Raw genomic sequence first — 17,546 nt, 5'->3', positions numbered from 1 at the left:
ACCCAACGGTGTGACAGCAACGAGAGTGAGGGAGCGCTCCTCGACCGTCGCACAGGGTCGAGCCCGCCGGCGCGGGACGGGGACACACGCCGACGCCCCGCGACCTCAAATCTCGCACAGGACCCCGCCCCCCGCACCAGCGACATGACCGCCGGGGAGCTGGAGAAGCAGTTCGATACCGAGCAGTCGCGGCAGGTCGGGCAGAAGGACGGGGAGGGACGGGGGAGGGGAGTCCACCGGGTCAGCGGGCGGCGGCACGTTCACCGTGCTCCGCCCGCCGCCCCCAGCTCGGGGAGGCGGGCGACGCACCCTCCTGGAGCTCTTCGGCGGCCTCTCTCAGCCGCGCTTCGTCTCTCAGCCGCTCTTCGTCGGGGCGGGCTTGCGGGCCGGTTCGCGTTCGTCGGTGAGTGCGGGAGGCATGGGCGACGGTCCGCCCGCCGAGGTGCAGGTCTCCTTGCCCTTGATCACCCCGCAGGCGCGTGCGGCGGCCGGGTAGGGAGCTTCGACCATGGGCGAGTAGGTGTCGTTCTCATACGTCACCGAGCGCTCGTTGCGGACGCCCCGAGGCCCCTCCACCCGTGCCGTGTCGTCGACGTGGGCATCGGTGATCCGTGCCCAGGCGGCCCGGCACCGGGGGCTGTAGCGCAGTTCGATGTAACTGCGGCCCGACCAGGTCGCGGCGGCCGTCCAGGCCCCGATGTGGCAGCCCATCCGCTCCGAGTCCTTGTCCCGGCACTCGAATTCCAGACACCTCGGATCGCCGTGCGCGCTCTCCCGGTTCTGCCCCTCGGCGTCGTTCCCGCCGAATATCCAGCCGCCGATCAGTATTCCGGCGACCAGCGCCGTGCAGGCGGAGGCCGTCGACACCAGGGTCAGTCGCGCCCGGGACGAGCGGGCCGGCGGGCTCGCCCGCTCCGAGCCGCCGATCACCGTGTCCCTGCCGTTTTGACCAGTGGCCCCCAAGTCCCGTGCGATCGGCCTCTCTTGGGCGTCTCCGGAAGCGCGGCTGCCCGGCGCGGCTTCCTCCTCGCGCCCGGGGCCATCGGCTGACGCGGCGTCACCCGGCGGGCCGGGTGCGGCGGATGAAGCCTGGGGCGGGGGGTTGCGTACCTCGGTCTTCCGGTGGTGGTCCTGCTCCTGCTCACGCAGCACCAGGAGAGGGGCCGCGGGGACTCCGACAGCCGAGGCGAACTCGGTGAGGGCCGTCTGCGGCGGCAGCGCCTTGCCGTTGAGATACCGCTCCCAGGAAGACCGGCTGTAGGAGGTGCGTTTGGCCAGTCCGCTGAGGGTCAGGCCGCGGCGCGAACGCAGCAGCCGCAACTGCGCTGCCAGAGAACCGCGGTCGCCGTGCAATTCATCCATATCATGCCTGTCTGTCATGAAAGTGGGCTTCCTTGCGCTCAGAGGTGGTGCGGGACGGGCGCTCCTATTCTTTCCCGGAGTGCCTCCGGTCCTGCAACAGCCGCCGACGTGGTTCCCGGCACGTCCGGGAAGGCGGTGCGACGCAACGCGGGCCGGCGCCCCCGCAGTACGGGGACGCCGGCCCGCGAGGCCGTACGGAGGTCGGGCCGCTCCCCTCGTGGGGAGCGGTCCGGGTGGATCAGGCCGCAGGGGCCGGGTACGTCGGGTACTCCACGCCGGAGACGTGCTGGACGACCCGGATGACCTGGCAGGAGTAGCCGAACTCGTTGTCGTACCAGAGGTAGAGGATCGCGTTGTCGCCGTCGACCTTCGTGGCCCCCGCGTCGACGATCGAGGCGTGGCGCGAGCCGATGAAGTCGCTGGAGACCGCGTCGGGCGCGCTGATGAAGTCGATCTGGCGCTTGAGCGGCGAGGCCAGCGAGACGTTGCGGAGGTAGTCGAGGACCTCCTCGCGGTTGGTCTCGCGGGCGAGGCGCAGGCTCAGGATCGCGATCGAGACGTCCGGCACCGGGACGCGGATCGAGCTGCCGGTGATCGGCGCGTCCAGGTCGGGCAGCGCCTTGGCCACGGCGGAGGCGGCACCGGTCTCGGTGATGACCATGTTGAGCGCCGCCGAGCGGCCGCGACGGTCGGAGCTGTGGTAATTGTCCAGCAGGTTCTGGTCGTTGGTGTACGAGTGGACGGTCTCCACGTGGCCGCGCAGAACGCCGTACTCGTCCGCCATCGCCTTGAGCGGCGGGACGATCGCGTTGGTGGTGCAGGACGCGCAGGACAGGATCCGCTCGTCGTCCTTGATCGTGTCGTGGTTGACGCCGTGGACGATGTTGGGGACGTCGCCCTTGCCGGGCGCGGTCAGCACGACCTTGGCGATGCCCGGGCGCAGGTGCTTCGAGAGGCCCTCGCGGTCGCGCCACCGGCCGGTGTTGTCGATCAGGATGGCGTCCTTGATCCCGTGCTCGGTGTAGTCGACGGACGTCGGGTCGTCCGAGTAGATGACCTTGATCTCGTTGCCGTTGGCGATGATCTTGCTGTTCGCCTCGTCGACGGTGATCGTGCCCGAGAACTGGCCGTGGATCGAGTCGCGCCGCAGCAGTGAGGCGCGCTTGACGATGTCCTGGCCGGCGGCCTTGCGCACGACGATGGCGCGCAGCCGCAGTCCGTTGCCGGAGCCGGCCTTCTCGATGAGGAGGCGGGCGAGGAGGCGGCCGATGCGGCCGAAGCCGTAGAGGACGACATCGCGCGACTCGCGGCGTTCGATCTTGTTGGCGCCGGTGGCCCCGGCGACGGCCTCGGCGGTGAACTCCTCCACCGACAGTCCGCGGTCGTCGGCCCGGTGCGTCGCGGCCAGCATGCCTATGTCGATCTGCGAGGGGCCGAGATCGAGCGTCGTCAGAGCCCGCAGGAACGGCATCGTCTCGGTGACGGAGAGTTCCTCACCGGCGATCTGCCGGGCGAAGCGGTGGGTCTTGAGGATGCTGACCACCGACTTGTTCACCAGGGAGCGGCTGTGCAGCAGGACGTTCACGTCCTGCTCACGGTGCAGCTTCCCGATGATCGGGATCATCGACTCCGCGATCTCCTCGCGGTGCATCCAGTTGGTGAACGAGTCGTCATTGACAGTCACGTGTTTATCTTTCGAGCTAGGCGGCGCTCATATGGTAGCGGGCCCGGTGTGTTCATCATTCAGGTGGTGCCGTCCGGTGACCGGACGCGGGGCCGTGGACGGGGCCGGATGCGGGCCGGCGCGTGTACGGGGGTGGCGGCGCGGGCGTCGCGGAAGCGTCCCGGAGACGCCGTCCCGGGCCGGGCCGGAGCCGGCCCCCGCCCCTTCAGGACGCGTGCGGCTTGATCGGGCGGGATGCGCGCGGCTTAATCGGGCGCTCGTGCGAGAGGTCATACCAGAGCGGGACGGATGGCGGGCAAGTTCGGCAACTGCCCGTCGCGCACAGGTTCCTGGCGACTACCGTGTGTGCTCGGTGATCAACGGGGGCTCATACGCATCGGGCCTGTCCGGCCGATGACCCCACCCGACCGACCACCGTAGGTGCCACCGCATGAATGCCGACAGGAACGCCGATTCCTGGTGCCCCCTGTACCGAGGACGCTGATGTCTCAACTTCGCGCACCCGCCGCGCGACCGGACCGCCGCGAGGGCGGGCGGCACGGCCGCCCCGGCGCACGCGCCCACTCGGCCCCGGCCAGGCCGCGCGCCGCGCAGCCCGCCGCCGAGGCCCGCATACGCCCACAGATGCTGCGCACCGCGCTGCTCCCCACCATCGCCGCCCTGCTCAGCGGTGCGGCCGCCGTCATCTTCACCGTCCGCGACGGGGCCGTCGACCCGTCCCCGAGCCTGTGGGCCGCGCTCGGCGGATCGGCCGCCCTGGCCGTCGCCGCCGTCGCCGCCGCCTACCTGGGCGCGCACCGGGTGGCCGGCGGTGTGCTCGACCGCGCGCTGACGCTCCGGCGCGCCAGCGCGCAGGGGCAGGCCGAACTCCAGCGGGTGGTGGAGCAACTCCGCTCGGGGGAACCCGTCGCCGCTCGCCGCCCCACGCCGCCGCCCGCCGCGGACGGCGACGCCTTCGACCTGCTCGCCCAGGAGATGGGCCGCGCCCAGGACGCCGCCGTGAGCGCCGTCGTCAAGGCATCGCAGCTCTTCAGCTCCGCGGGCAACGAACAGAAGGTGGAGGTCTTCGTCAACCTCGCGCGACGGCTGCAATCCCTGGTCCACCGCGAGATCCAGATCCTCGACGAACTGGAGCACGAGGTCGAGGACCCCGACCTGCTCAAGGGCCTCTTCCACGTCGACCACCTGGCCACCCGGATCCGCCGCCACGCGGAGAACCTCGCCGTTCTCGGCGGGGCCGTCTCCCGGCGGCAGTGGAGCAACCCGGTCACCATGACGGAGGTGCTGCGCTCGGCCATCGCCGAGGTCGAGCAGTACCCCCGGGTCAAGCTGGTCCCGCCGATGGACGGCACCCTGCGCGGCCACGCCGTCGCCGACGTGATCCATCTGCTCGCCGAACTCGTCGAGAACGCCACGGTGTTCTCCGCCCCGCACACCCAGGTCCTGCTGCGCGTCCAGCGCGTCACCGCCGGCCTCGCCCTGGAGGTGGAGGACCGCGGCCTCGGGATGCCGGACCACGAGCAGAACCGCATGAACGCCCTGCTCTCCGACCCCGACCAGGTCAACGTCGCCCATCTGCTCCAGGACGGCCGGATCGGCCTCTTCGTCGTCTCGGCCCTGGCCCGCCGCCACGGCATCGCGGTCCGCCTCCAGAGCAACATCTACGGCGGCACGCAGGCGGTCCTCGTCCTGCCCGAGACCCTCCTCGGCACCGACCCCGGCACCGCCGCCGCGCCCGACGCCGCCCCCGTACCGCCGCCGGGAGCCGTGCACCGGCCGCCCGCCGAGGACGGGCCACCGGCCCCACCCGCCCCGCCGCACGTCCAGGCGGCCCAGCCGCCGGCCGTCGCCCCGGCCCGGACGCCCGCCGGTCACCCGCACGAGGTCCAGCCGCCGGGTCCGTACGGGCACGACGCGCCGGGGAGCCGCCCGGACGGCGTGCCGGGGCCCCGCGGCGAGGCCCCGCCCCTCCCGCTGCGCGCCGAGCGGGTCGACCGGCCCGCACCGCCCGCGTCCCCGTCCGAGCGCCCCGCACCGCCCGTGCCCGCCCCCGACCGCCCCGCACCCACGGCGTCCGCCCCCGAGCGCCCCGCACCGGCGGCCTTCGTCCCCGAGCGCGTCGACCGCCCGGCGCCGCCCGCCTCCCGCCCCGCACTGCCCAAGCGGGCCAACCAGGAACACCTCGTCCCGCAACTGCGCGAAGCGCCCGCCCCCCGGGTCGAGGACGCGCACGCCCTCCACGACCCGGGCCTCATGGCCGCCTTCCGGCGCGGCGTCGACCTCGCCGAGGCGCAGAACGCCCAGGAGGAGGACCCCGGCACCGGATACGGCGAGCCCGGCCGGGCGCACACCGCGCTCGACGCGCCCCTGGAGACCCTCGCCCCCCTCCCCGTACGAGGAGTCGCCGCACCGCCCGGAAGGGCCGCGCACGACGGCTTCCCGCCGACCGGCTACGAGCAGGGGGCCCGGCAGCCGGAGAGCTTCCTGCCGGGTCACGCCGTGCCCGAACCCCGTAAAGACACGACCTTCAAGGAGTAGTCACGATGACGACCGAAATGCCGTCCGGCCAGATCTCGGACCTGGACTGGCTGCTGAGCGGACTGGTCCAGCGCGTGCCCTACACGCGCAGCGCGGTTCTGCTCTCCGCAGACGGCCTGGTGAAGTCCGTGCACGGCATGGACCACGACAGCGCCGACCACATGGCGGCCCTGGCCGCCGGCCTGTACTCCCTGGGCCGCAGCGCCGGGGCCCGCTTCGGGGACAACGGCGACGTCCGGCAGGTGGTCGTCGAGCTCGACTCCACGCTCCTGTTCGTCTCCACCGCCGGATCCGGCACCTGTCTCGCTGTCCTGGCCGGACGCGAGGCGGACGCCGCGGTGCTCGGCTACGAGATGGCGATGCTGGTCAAGAGCGTCCGTCCCTATCTGATGACCCCGCTGCGGCAGCCGGCCGGGGCGCCGTTCACCCCGGGGCTGTGAGGATGCCGGCCCCGCAGGACGGGCCCCTGCTCGACGACGCGGCCGGCCGGCTGATCCGCCCGTACACCGTCAGCAACGGCCGCACCCGGCCGTCCACCGGATTCGATCTGCTGTCCCTGGTCATGGCCACGGGCATCGAACCCGACATCCACCTCGGCCCCGAGCACACCGTGGCCCTCGGGCTGTGCGACGGGCCCATGTCCGTCGCCGAGATCGCCGCACACCTCAAGCTGCCCGCGGTCGTCACCAAGGTCCTCCTCTCCGACCTGGTCGACTGCGGCGCGGTCACCGCGCACGCCCCCGCTTTCCATGACACGCCCACCGACCGATCCCTGCTGGAGGCAGTGCTCGATGGTTTACGACGACAGCTCTGACCGCACCGGAACCGCCGAGTTCTTCCCCGTGGCCCTCAAGGTCCTGGTCGCGGGCGGATTCGGCGTCGGCAAGACGACCTTCGTCGGTGCGGTCAGCGAAATCGCCCCCCTCAGCACCGAGGAACTGCTGACCCAGGTCAGCGTGGGGACCGACAACCTGGAGGGCGTCGAGTCCAAGACGGCCACCACCGTCGCCATGGACTTCGGCCGCATCACCCTCTCCGAACAGCACGTCCTGTATCTGTTCGGGACGCCGGGCCAGGAGCGGTTCTGGTTCATGTGGGACGAGCTGTCCCAGGGCGCGCTCGGGGCGGTGGTGCTCGCCGACACGCGGCGGCTGGCGGAGTGCTTCGCCGCCGTGGACTTCTTCGAGCGGCGCGGCATCGGATTCATCGTCGCGGTCAACGAGTTCGACGGCGCCTACCGCTACGAGCCCGACGAGGTGCGCTCCGCACTCGACCTCGGACCCGAGGTGCCCGTCGTCCTGTGCGACGCGCGGATCGCAAGCTCCGGCACGGGGGCGCTGGTCACCCTCGTACAGCACCTCATCAACGCCACTTCCGCGCCCGCCCCGCTCCAGACCTTCGGGGCTCACCAGTGACGTCCTTCGCCACCGGCCGGATGCTGCTGACCCCCGCCGACCGGGACGGCCCGGCGCGCGCGGAGCGGCTGCGGAGGCTGGATCTCGGTGAACGGCCCGACGCCTCGTTCGACAGCTTCGACGCCTTCGCCGACAAGGTCGCCGAAGTGACCGCATCGCCCTTCTCGATGGTCAACTTCATCGACGAGAACCGGCAGTTCTTCGCGGGACTGCACACCCCGGCGGGCAACCGCGGCGGCCAGGAGCTCGGGTCCGCCGCGGCGGCCGGCCACCGCGGCGCCCGCTACATGGCCCGCGACCACGGCTACTGCCCGCACGTCGTCGTACGGCGTAAGGCCCTCGTACTGGACGACGTCTGCGACTACCCGAGGTTCGCCGGCAACCCGGTGGTCGACGACATAGGCGTCCGCTCCTACCTCGGCGCACCGCTCATCGACCGTACGGGCATCGCGCTCGGGACCGTCTGCGCCGTCGACACCGTGCCGCGCCCCTGGGGCCGTGCGGGGCTAGACACCATCAAGTCCCTCGCCCAGGAACTCGTGCGCCAGATCGACCACCGGGAGGGTTACCGCCACCCGTGACCGCTTGCGGCTTCGGTGCTCGTCTTCTTCGCCGTCCGTCTTCGGTTAAGGGTTCTAACGCCATCTCTTGCTAGAGGTCATGGTGAGCGTTACAGTCTCTAACTAAAGCGAGTGCTCATAGCGATCCGCCCGTGGCCGCAACCCCGCCCCGGATCGCTCCGCACCTTCCGAAGGGACTCACCATGACCGCCGCCGCCCCCGCCCCGCACACCGTCCTCGGAGCCGGACCCGCCGGTACCGCACTGGCCGCGGAGCTGGTCCGCCGGGGCCACCCGGTCCGGCTCGTCGACCGGTCGGGCAGCGGCCCGGCGATCGAGGGGGTCGAGCGGTACGCCGCCGATGTCGCCACCCCTGAGGGGGCGCGCGCGGCCGTGGCCGGAGCCGCCGTCGTGTACCACTGCGTCAACGTCGGCTACCACCTCCAGGTGGAGGTCATGCCGAAGATCCAGGAGGCGGTCCTCGGCGCGGCCGAGCGGGAAGGCGCGCGGCTCGTCGTCCTGGACACCCTCTACCCGTACGGCGAGACGCACGGCGCGGTGATGACCGAGGACTCCCCGTGGAACGCGACCACCCGCAAGGGCCGCATGCGCGCCGAGCTGGACGCCCGCTATCTCGCCGCCCACCGTGAGGGCCGGCTGCCTGTCGTCCTCGGGCGCTCCGCGGACTTCGTCGGCCCCGGGGTCCTCAACTCCACGCTCGGGGGCGCGGTCTTCCCCGCCGCCCTCACCGGGCGGCCGGCGCCCGCCCTCGGGGACATCGACCTGCCGCACAGCTACACGTACATCGGGGACGTCGCCGCCGGACTCGCCACGCTGGGCGAGCGCCCGGAGGGCGACGGCCGGGTCTGGCACCTGCCCACCGCCCCCGCTCGCACCACGCGCCAGATACTCGCGCTCGTCGAGGAGCGCACCGGCCGCCCGCTGGAGCTGACCGTGATCGCGGAGCCCCGCCCCTTCGGCCCGTTCGACGCGGCCTTCATGGCCGAGTACGCCGAGATGTTCTACCAGCACACCGAGCCGCAGATCGTCGACTCCTCGGCCATCGAGCAGGCGTTCGGGCTCGCCCCCACCCCGCTGGAGGCCGCCATCGACGCCACGCTCGCCTGGTACGGGGAACTCCTCGCCACCCGCCGCTGAACGGATCTCCGGCCCCTGCCGGGGGGTGGATGTCAGTGCCGGGCGATACGGTCGAATTCCCGGCGACGGCCGCCGGGACTCACCGGAACGGAGAGCTGGGATGACCGCCCACGGCAACGCCGCCCTCACCGCCGCCGATGTCCGCTCGGCCGCGCTGTCCCTGCCCGACACCACCGAGAAGCTCGCCTGGGGGCAGCCCACCTTCCGGGTGGCGGGCAAGATATTCGCCTCGCTGGGGGACGACGACACGGCGATGGGGGTGAAGTGCCCCAAGGAGGACCGCGCGGAGCTGATCGCGACTGAGCCGGAGAAGTTCTTCCTGAAGCAGGGGCACGACGACAACTACGCCTGGATGCGGGTCCGGCTGGCGGCTCTGGAAGACGCCGGGGAGCTCGCCGCCATCCTCGCCGACGCCTGGCGGCAGGTCGCCCCGCGCCGGCTGCTGGCCGCCCACCCCGAGCTGGACCTGCCTGACGGGGGAGGCGGCTGAGCGGGGCGGACGCCACTGCGGCTGCGACGCCGAGCGTTCGACGTCGACCAAGGTCGAGGTTGAGGTCGAGGCCGAGCGGGGAAAGGGGTTCGTGACCACCTGCTCAAGTGCGGTATTGTTCTCATGCGCGTTCGGCCAGGGGAAACCCCAGGTCAGGCGGGCATCGGGACGTGGCGCAGCTTGGTAGCGCACTTGACTGGGGGTCAAGGGGTCGCAGGTTCAAATCCTGTCGTCCCGACTGGAGACAGTCGCAGATCAGGGCCGGTTTCGGAGCAATCCGAGACCGGCCCTTGATCATTTCCCGGGTGTCCGGCTCTCTGTCGGCGGTACTCGGTGGGTGTGGCCCCGTGGGCGGCGCGGAAGAGCCGGCCGCAAGGGGCCGGCGAGTCGAACCGCGGAGGTTCGCCACCGTGAGGACCGGGGTCGTGCCGTGGCCGGGAGCGGTCAGGAGGGTGCGGGCGCGCTCCGGCCGGTGGACGCGGACGGAGACGGGGCGCCTGTCGATCGCTGCCGGAAGCGGTGATCCGCCACTCCCCAACGATGCTGATCGGCAAGGGGTGTTGTCCACCATGCCCACGGCCGGTTCGAGCGGGTGCGACGCCTGCCGGGCGTGGTCGTCGGTGGCGGGTGCGGCGAGTGGGTCGGCGGTGCCACGGGCCGTACTCCGGGCATTAACCGGTCCGTCACGGCCCCTTCCGTTCTGTTCGGTTCTCTTGGAACATTCTGTTCGCTTCTGTTCCCCCACTCCAAGAGGCCCCCACGCATGACTGAGATCAATCGGCGCCGTTTCCTCCAGATCGCCGGCGCGACCGCGGGATTCACCGCCCTGTCGGGCAGCATCGACCGTGCTGCCGCGATTCCCGCCCACCGGGCCGCCGGGACGATCCAGGACGTCGAGCACATCGTCGTCCTGATGCAGGAGAATCGTTCCTTCGACCACTACTTCGGGGCGATGAAGGGAGTCCGCGGGTTCGGCGACCCCCGGCCCGTGACCCTGCCGAGCGGAAAGTCCGTCTGGCATCAGGAGGACGCGGCGGGCAAGGTCACGCTGCCGTTCCACCCGACCGCCGACGACCTGGGGATGCAGTTCCTCCAGGGCCTCAACCACGACTGGCCGGGCGGCCAACGGGCGTACAACGGGGGCCGTTACGACCGGTGGATACCGGCCAAGACCCCGACGACCATGGCCTATCTCACCCGCGAGGACATCCCCTTCCACTACGCGCTGGCAGACCGCTTCACCGTCTGCGACGCCTACCACTGCTCCTTCATCGGGGCCACCGACCCCAACCGGTACTACCTCTGGTCCGGTCACACCGGCAACGACGGCACGGGCGGCGGCCCGGTGCTCGGCAACGAGGAGCGGGGGTACGGCTGGACGACCTACCCCGAACGGCTGGAGGAGGCCGGGATCTCCTGGAAGGTCTACCAGGACATCGGGGACGGGCTGGACGCCGCCGGCCACTGGGGCTGGATCAACGACGCCTACCGGGGCAACTACGGCGACAACTCGCTCCTCTACTTCGACCGCTACCGCAACGCCCGGCCCGGCGACCCCCTGTACGACAAGGCGCGCACCGGCACCGACGTGTCGGCCGGAGGCGGGTACTTCGACGCGATCGCCGCCGACGTACAGGGCGGGAAGCTGCCGCAGATCTCCTGGGTCGCCGCCCCCGAAGCCTTCACCGAGCACTCCAACTTCCCCTCCAACTACGGCGCCTGGTACATCGCCGGGCTCCTCGACGCCCTCACCTCCGACCCCGAGGTGTGGAGCAGGACCGCCCTGTTCATCACCTACGACGAGAACGACGGCTTCTTCGACCACGTCGTCCCGCCCTACCCGCCGGCCTCGGCGAACCAGGGACTGTCCACGGCCGACACCACCACGGAGGTCTACCCGGGCGGCCCCTCGTACGGCCCCGGCGCCTACGGCCTCGGACCGCGCGTCCCGATGCTGGTCGTCTCGCCCTGGAGCACCGGCGGCCACGTCTGCTCCGAGGTCTTCGACCACACGTCCGTCCTGCGGTTCATGGAGCAGCGCTTCGGGGTGCACGAGCCCAACATCTCGCCCTGGCGGCGCGCGATCTGCGGCGACCTCACCTCCGCCTTCGACTTCGGCCGGTCCGCGCCCGCCCCCGACGACCTGCCGGACACCTCCGCGTACGAGCCCCCGGACCGCGAGCGCCACCCCGACTACCGGCCCACCCCGCCGGCCACCGGCGTCATGCCCGCGCAGGAACCGGGCAGCCGCCCCACCCGGCCGCTCCCGTACGAGCCGTACGTCGACGCCGCCGTCGACGCGGGCACCGGGAAGATCGCGCTGACCTTCAGCCCGGGGACGGCGGCCGGCGCGCAGTTCCACGTCACCTCAGCGAACCGCACCGACGCCCCGTGGACGTACACCGCCGGCGCGGGCCGGACACTGACCGACAGCTGGAACTCCGCCTACTCCGGCGGCCGCCACGACCTCACCGCGCACGGCCCGAACGGCTTCCTGCGTACGTTCCGGAGCCCGGGCTCCACCGCGGGCCCCGAGGCCACCGCGCGCCACAACGCCACCAGCGGCAACCTGGACCTGACGCTCACCAACCCGGGCCCGGCGGAAGCCGTGCTGAGGATCGCCAACGCCTACGGGGGAGCGGAACAGACCCTCACCGTACGGCCGGGGGCCACGGTGTCGCGCACGGTGGACCTGCGGGCGGGCAGGCGCTGGTACGACGTGTCCGTGACCCTCGACGGCGCGCCCGGCTTCCTGCGCCGGTTCGCGGGCCATGTGGAGACGGGGGCCCCGGGAGTCAGCGACCCGGCGATCGTGACCGGCTGAGCCCAGGGGGAGCAGGAGCAGGAGCAGCGGGAAGGGAGCCGGGAGGAGCCGCACGGGCCCTTGAATACGGCCCGCCCGGCTCCCCGGGGGCCGAACGGCTCAGGCGGCTCCGCCGTTGCCCGTGCCCGCGCCCGGTGCGGCCTTGATGCCCTTCACGATCGCGTCCAGGACGGACAGCTCCGGCGCGTTCTCGTTGATGTCGAAGCCGGAGCGGACCACGACGAGCATGTCCTTGGAGGCGGGGGAGGGGAACACCAGCGACTCCACATAACCGTCGTCGCCCTTCTCCGTCACCACCTTCCAGCGCACCGCGTAGCCCTGCCGGCCCGCCACGGTGACCGCACCGGACTTCACCTCCTCGTGCGAGGTGATCTTCCCGTAGGAGTCGCCGCCGTAGGAGTCCTCGGCGTTGACGGAGATGTCCTTCTTGGCCGCCTCCTCCGGTGTTCCGGCCGTGAGCTTCAGGGCCGCCGCCGGAGCGGTGAACACCCCTGCGCGGACACAGGTCTTGGCCGAGCCGCCGGGGCAGGGGTGCTCACCCGTCGTCAGACCGGCTCCGACCGCCGCCGACTTGCCCGTCCACCCCTTGGGCACCGGCAGGCTGATCCCGGCGGCCAGGTCGGTGGCATAACCCGGCTCCGTGGGCGGGAGCTTTCCGCCGGGACCCTGAGCGTCGCCGTCCTCCTCGCCGCCCCCGCTCCCGCCGGTCCCGTTCTCGCCGTCCTTGTCCCCGCTGTCCGGTGCGCCGGACCCGCCGGGGCCGGAAGGGCCGGAGGGGGTGGCGGACGGTGAGGCGGCCGCGATGCCCGGCCGGTCACCCCCGCCATCGCCCTCGCCCAGGAGGTACACCCCGCCGCCGATGGCCGCGAGCACCACGGCTCCGACGGTCACGCCGACGCCGATACGGATTCCGCGGCGCCGGGTCGCCGCAGGCGACGCGCGGACGTGGCCGGTCCACTGCGCTCCGTCCCACCAGCGTTCCTGAGCGGGGCCTTTACCTGAATGCCCGGGGTCTGGATGCCAGCCGGGCGGGGTCATCTGGGTCACGGGTGCACTGTATGCGGGCAGGCTGAGAATCACATGAACTGCCCGCCGTGTGGCCGTCCGCGCGGCGACAGCGCTCCGTGGGGGGGCGTCAGGGCTCGATCAGGCCCGCGCGGATCGCGTACCGGGTGAGCTCCAGGCGGTCGCGCAGCCCCAGCTTCTGGAGCAGGTTGGCGCGGTGCCGCTCCACGGTCTTGACGCTGATGACCAGCAGCTCGGCGATCTCCTTGGACGAGTGCCCCTCCGCGACCAGTTTGAGGATCTCCTCCTCGCGCTCGGTGATCGCCCGCGCCGGCAGGTCCTCGCCGTCCTTGGCCCGGTCGAGGAAGTTCCGGATGAGCGCGGTGACCGCGCCCGGGTAGAGGAAGGGCTCGTCGCGCATCGCCGCCCGGCAGGCTTCCACCAGGTCCCGGTCGGCGACCGACTTCAGGACGTACCCGGCCGCTCCCGCCTTCAACGCCTCGAAGAAGTACTGCTCGTTGTCGTACATCGTGAGCATCAGGATGCGCAGGTCCGGCAGGGCCCGGGACAGCTCGCGCGCCGCCTGGAGGCCGGTCAGCCGGGGCATCGCGATGTCCAGGATGGCCAGATCCGGCCGTTCGGCGCGGGCCATGTCGATCGCCTCGGCGCCATCGCCGGCCTCGGCCACGACCGTGAGGTCGGGTTCACCGTCGAGGATCAGCCTGACCCCCCGGCGTACGAGGGCGTGGTCGTCGGCCAGCAGGATCCGGGTCGGTGCGGCGGCGGGCCGGGCGGGGGACGGGGAGGAGGGGGGCATGGGTCACCGGCTTCCGTTCCGGACGGGCACATCGAGACGTACTTCGGTGCCGCCCCTCGGCCCCGGGCCGAGGAACAGCTCGGCGCCGATCAGCAGGGCGCGCTCACGCATCCCGCGCAGGCCCGCGCCCTCGGGGGTGTCCCCGAGGCCCCGGCCGTCGTCGCGGATGCGCAGCTCCACCCCGCAGGGGCTGCGGCGCAGCGAGAGTTCGAGCCGGGACGCGCGGGCGTGGCGGACCGTGTTGGTGAGCGCCTCCTGCGCGATCCGGTAGACGACCAGCTCGGCCTCCGCGTCCAGTTCGGGCAGGTCCTTGCCCATCTGCCGGCGGATCGTCAGCCCGTCCGGCGTCGGCGTCTCGGTGATGAGGGCCGTCAGCGCGCTGACCAGGCCCAGCTCCTCCAGCACCCCGGGGCGCAGCCGGCGGGCGATCCGGCGGATCTCGTCCAGCGAGCCGCGGGTGATCTCCTGGACCTGCCGCAGCTCGCCCCGCAGCGGCTCGGGGGCGTGGTCGGCGACCCGCTTGAGCTCCAGGAGGACCGCCGTGAGGGTCTGCCCGACCTCGTCGTGGAGCTCCTGGGCGACCCGGCGGCGCTCGGCCTCCTGCGCGGAGAGCGCGCGGGCGCTGCTGGTGGCGCGCTCGGCCTCCAGCCGGTCGAGCATCGTGTTGAACGTCTCGATCAGGGCGGCGATCTCACCGTGCCCGGCCACCTCGGGGCGCGGGCTCGGGCGCAGGAGGTCGGTCGTGGTCATGGCACGGGTGACCCGCTGGAGCGGGAAGAGGCCCAGCCGGAGCAGGGCCGCGTTGGCGGCGAGCATGAAGGCGATCCCGCCGGTCAGGATCATCGCCTCGGTCAGCAGGACGGGCGTGGAGATGGTGATCGGGCCGAGCAGCAGCAGGGCGCCCGCCGCGACGAGCACAGCGGCGTTGAGCAGGAAGATCCGCCAGAACAGGGACAAGGGAGCACGGCCTCCATCGGACGTGGGAGGGGGGTATGGGGCTGCGGGCGCGGGAGCGCGGGGTGTCAGGGGTGGGGGTGGACGCGGGGGAATGACGGTGAGCGTTGACTGCGGGCGGTGACAGCCTCCACTATCGTCGCTGCGCGCGCGAAACACGCCGTCGCGCGGACGCCCCGCCCACCGGCGCGGGCCCGCACGGCCCGCCCCGCGTCTGCATGGTGCACACCCCCGGATATGGGTGCTGCCCCCGATGGCCCTCCCGTGCGCCCCCGCCGATCCTGGACCCAGGGCCCGGGGGGCCCTGCCCGTGCCGCATCACGGGGCCGGCGCTGGTGAGACCGAGAGGTCTCCGTACCGGGAGGGAGACACCATGCCCACGTACGACGAGAAGCTGCGCGCCCTTGAGGAGCAGCTGCATCGCGACGACCCCGGTTTCGCGGCGGCGATGTCGGACGGCATGCCGCGCAGCCCCCGTGAGTACCGCCGCCGCAACGCCTGGCTGTGCATGGCCTTCGGGCTCACCGCCCTGGGCATGGGCATCGCCATCGGCCACGGCCTCCTGATCGCCACGGGTCTCGTGGTGGCCGGAGCCGCCGCCCACCTCTTCGACCCGCAGCGCGGCCGTCAGCACGGCAAGGACATCCCCACCACGCAGTGACCTCCTGACCCGCGGCGCCCGCACCGCCGCACCCCCGGCCCCTCCGCACGGGCCGACCGAGGCCCCGACTCCCTACCGGTCGGGGCCTTCGCGTGTCTTCAGGAGTGGTCCACCCCCACCGCGTCCCGGCCGAAGACGATCCGCGTCCTCGAACCGTCCTCCGCCCAGCCGACCTCCACCGTCACCGCCGTCGCGTCACCGTCTGGATCCCGCCGTACGTCAACGAGGTCCACGGCCGACTCCAGCGCCCCGGCCCCGGGGTCGGCGGTGAGCGAGGCGAGGGCCACCAGGACCACCGCCCCCGCCGCGTCGCCGGCCAGCCGGGGCAGCACCGCCCAGCGGGTGAACGCCGTGCCCTGCGGAGCCCGTACCTCCTCGCGGGCGTCCCAGCCGTGGAGCCCGTACAGCTGGGAGCGCACCGGGCCACCGGGCTCCGTCGCCCAGCCGGTCAGTTCGGCCCGCGCCCCGTCCGGCGCGCCCAGCACCCGGTGGGCCCGCAGTTCGTGGCGGCCCCGCGCCACGGTCACGCTCTCCACCCTCAGACCCGGGAAGGCGGAGGGCCCCGCCGGGAAGACGGGCACGTGCCAGGACCCGGCCCAGCCCCAGCCGTCGCCGTGTCCGGCCCCCAGCGGATGGATACGGCGACGGGTGCCGCGTACGCCGTCGACCGCCACCGAGAGATGGTTGTCCGCCGGGTTCGCCGCCGAGGTCGGTCCGGTCACCGTGGAGTAGGCGAGCCGCGCGTAGTGCGGGTCCGCCCCGGCCGCCGACTCGCCCTCGTGCGGCTGGACATGGTCGCTGCCGTGGTTGTGCAGCCGCACCACGCCGTCCGCCCGCGTCGACTGCACCAGGAACCCCGGCGCGGGCACGGAGAGCACCCGGTCGGGGCCCTCGCACGGGGCCGCCGCCTCCACCGACGTCCACAGCGGGTGTCCGGCGGGGGCCAGCAGCGCGACGAACGCCTTCGACGCCCAGTACGGGGACGCCGGACCCGAGTAGGACTGGAGCGTCGCCGGGTGCGGGCCGTGCCAGCCGAGGCTCAGCAGCCCGTCGTCGCCGCTCGCGCCCCGCTCCAGGAAGTAGCGCAGCGACCCGTTGACCAGCCGCCGCGAGACCCCGGGGGCGAGCGGGGTGTGCCCGGACACCGCTCCCAGGCCCACGGCCGCGCCGGCCGCGAAGCGGTAGGTGAGCGAGCGCCCGAAGTGCAGCGGGGCCCCGTCGCCGCCGAACATCAGCGAGAAGCTCTCCAGATGCTCGCGCAGCCGCGCCCCATGGAGCGCCAACGCGCTCTCGTCGCCCGCCAGATGGGCGTCCAGCGTCGGATACAGGTGCAGCGCCCAGCCGTTGTAGTGGTCGAAGGCGCGGCCGTCCCCGTCCGCGTACCAGCCGTCGCCCCGGTACCAGCCCGCCAGCAGCTCCAGCGCCCGCTCCCGGGCCCGGGCCGTCTCCGCGTCGCCGCGCCCCACCGACTCCAGGAACCCGGCGACCGTGTACGGGAAGAGGTACCAGTTGTTCGCCGCCGGAAGGCGCCGCAGAGCACCCCGCAGCCATTCCTCCGTCCGGTCCCGCACCGCCGGGTCCAACCGGTCCCAGAGCCAGGGCCGGGTGAGCCGCAGGCCGAGCGCGACGGACGCGGACTCGACCATGGGCTGCCCCCGCACATGGTGGTCCAGGATGACCGGCCACGACTCGGCGTCGTCCCGCCCCGGCGTGCGGGTCCCGGCGCCGAGCCCTCGCGCGTACCTTTCCAGCCAGTCGTGCGGGTCCTCCCCTCCGGCCCCGGCGACCCGGAAGGCCGCCGCCAGGAACGTCCGCGCGAACCCCTCGAGCCCATCGGAGCGCACCCCCGAGTGCGACGGGGGTCCGGGCAGGTCGAGCCGGGCCCCGCCGGGGGTGGCCCACCGCCAGGCGGCGTGCAGCAGCCCGTCCGCGGCGGCCTCCCAGTGCGCCCGGGTGTACCCGGTGTACGGGCTCGACGCCCGGTCCTCCGGGGGGAGTTCGAAAGAGAGGGCGGGGAAGGTCGTCATAGGGGGAGGCCAGGCCCTTCGTGATGGACACGGTCAGCGGCAGCGGAAAGCC

At 72.7% G+C, this 17,546-nt stretch carries 15 protein-coding genes and 1 tRNA gene; 10 read left to right on the top strand and 6 right to left on the bottom strand.

What is annotated here, in order from left to right; all coding sequences use genetic code 11:
* Positions 1-354: 354 nt before the first annotated feature.
* Both ACLJPL_RS09360 and ACLJPL_RS09355 read right to left on the bottom strand, forming a co-directional pair.
* A complete protein-coding gene (locus tag ACLJPL_RS09360) occupies positions 355-1,380 on the bottom strand; it encodes a helix-turn-helix domain-containing protein (RefSeq protein ID WP_411080274.1) in 1,026 nt (341 codons plus the stop codon).
* 220 nt (positions 1,381-1,600) lie between these two features.
* Positions 1,601-3,046 (bottom strand): glyceraldehyde-3-phosphate dehydrogenase, encoded by a 1,446-nt coding sequence (locus ACLJPL_RS09355; RefSeq protein ID WP_411080273.1) that lies wholly within the window; start codon positions 3,044-3,046, stop codon positions 1,601-1,603.
* A 483-nt stretch (positions 3,047-3,529) separates the two neighbouring features.
* Between ACLJPL_RS09355 and ACLJPL_RS09350 the strand changes: the two genes are divergently transcribed.
* From ACLJPL_RS09350 to ACLJPL_RS09310, 9 genes are all read left to right on the top strand, one after another.
* Complete coding sequence (locus tag ACLJPL_RS09350; RefSeq protein ID WP_411080272.1) at positions 3,530-5,584, top strand: ATP-binding protein; 2,055 nt, start codon at positions 3,530-3,532, stop codon at positions 5,582-5,584.
* A gap of 5 nt (positions 5,585-5,589) precedes the next feature.
* Entirely contained in the window at positions 5,590-6,024 is a 435-nt protein-coding gene (locus ACLJPL_RS09345; RefSeq protein ID WP_411080271.1) for a roadblock/LC7 domain-containing protein, read from the top strand.
* Between the two features lie 2 nt (positions 6,025-6,026).
* Entirely contained in the window at positions 6,027-6,398 is a 372-nt protein-coding gene (locus ACLJPL_RS09340; RefSeq protein WP_084752205.1) for a DUF742 domain-containing protein, read from the top strand.
* Positions 6,376-6,999, top strand: coding sequence for a GTP-binding protein (locus tag ACLJPL_RS09335; protein WP_411080270.1), 624 nt, complete (start codon positions 6,376-6,378; stop codon positions 6,997-6,999). Before ACLJPL_RS09340 ends, ACLJPL_RS09335 begins: the two co-directional genes overlap by 23 nt.
* Positions 6,996-7,580 carry a GAF domain-containing protein gene (locus tag ACLJPL_RS09330; RefSeq protein WP_411080269.1) on the top strand — a complete coding sequence of 195 codons (585 nt, stop codon included), beginning with the start codon at positions 6,996-6,998 and terminating at the stop codon, positions 7,578-7,580. Before ACLJPL_RS09335 ends, ACLJPL_RS09330 begins: the two co-directional genes overlap by 4 nt.
* Before the next feature lie 182 nt (positions 7,581-7,762).
* The gene (locus tag ACLJPL_RS09325) at positions 7,763-8,716 is read left to right on the top strand and encodes an NAD-dependent epimerase/dehydratase family protein (RefSeq protein WP_411080268.1); all 954 of its coding nucleotides are present in this window, start codon (positions 7,763-7,765) and stop codon (positions 8,714-8,716) included.
* Between the two features lie 100 nt (positions 8,717-8,816).
* Positions 8,817-9,206: an MmcQ/YjbR family DNA-binding protein gene (locus ACLJPL_RS09320; RefSeq protein ID WP_411080267.1), complete on the top strand. Its 390-nt coding sequence runs from the start codon at positions 8,817-8,819 to the stop codon at positions 9,204-9,206.
* Positions 9,207-9,370: 164 nt separating this feature from the next.
* A tRNA-Pro gene (locus ACLJPL_RS09315) sits at positions 9,371-9,444 on the top strand.
* Positions 9,445-9,969: 525 nt separating this feature from the next.
* A complete protein-coding gene (locus ACLJPL_RS09310) occupies positions 9,970-12,030 on the top strand; it encodes a phosphocholine-specific phospholipase C (protein ID WP_411080266.1) in 2,061 nt (686 codons plus the stop codon).
* A 99-nt stretch (positions 12,031-12,129) separates the two neighbouring features.
* Here the strand turns inward: ACLJPL_RS09310 and ACLJPL_RS09305 are convergent, their stop codons facing one another.
* The 3 genes from ACLJPL_RS09305 to ACLJPL_RS09295 all read right to left on the bottom strand — a co-directional run bounded on the left by ACLJPL_RS09305 (position 12,130) and on the right by ACLJPL_RS09295 (position 14,809).
* Positions 12,130-13,068: a DUF2510 domain-containing protein gene (locus ACLJPL_RS09305; RefSeq protein ID WP_411080531.1), complete on the bottom strand. Its 939-nt coding sequence runs from the start codon at positions 13,066-13,068 to the stop codon at positions 12,130-12,132.
* 97 nt (positions 13,069-13,165) lie between these two features.
* Positions 13,166-13,852 (bottom strand): response regulator, encoded by a 687-nt coding sequence (locus tag ACLJPL_RS09300; protein ID WP_411080265.1) that lies wholly within the window; start codon positions 13,850-13,852, stop codon positions 13,166-13,168.
* A gap of 3 nt (positions 13,853-13,855) precedes the next feature.
* Positions 13,856-14,809 carry a HAMP domain-containing sensor histidine kinase gene (locus ACLJPL_RS09295; protein WP_411080264.1) on the bottom strand — a complete coding sequence of 318 codons (954 nt, stop codon included), beginning with the start codon at positions 14,807-14,809 and terminating at the stop codon, positions 13,856-13,858.
* A 370-nt stretch (positions 14,810-15,179) separates the two neighbouring features.
* Here ACLJPL_RS09295 and ACLJPL_RS09290 point away from each other — a divergent pair, with 370 nt between their 5' ends.
* Positions 15,180-15,467: a DUF3040 domain-containing protein gene (locus ACLJPL_RS09290; RefSeq protein ID WP_411080263.1), complete on the top strand. Its 288-nt coding sequence runs from the start codon at positions 15,180-15,182 to the stop codon at positions 15,465-15,467.
* Positions 15,468-15,565: 98 nt separating this feature from the next.
* Here ACLJPL_RS09290 and ACLJPL_RS09285 read toward each other — a convergent pair whose 3' ends face one another.
* Positions 15,566-17,494, bottom strand: coding sequence for a DUF2264 domain-containing protein (locus ACLJPL_RS09285; RefSeq protein ID WP_411080262.1), 1,929 nt, complete (start codon positions 17,492-17,494; stop codon positions 15,566-15,568).
* Between the last annotated feature and the right edge of the window lie 52 nt (positions 17,495-17,546).

The organism is Streptomyces sp. cmx-18-6 (assembly GCF_046548915.1).
GTDB lineage: Bacteria > Actinomycetota > Actinomycetes > Streptomycetales > Streptomycetaceae > Streptomyces.
The sequence above is the reverse complement of the archived record's forward strand: the minus strand, read 5'-3'. Positions and strand labels throughout refer to the sequence as shown.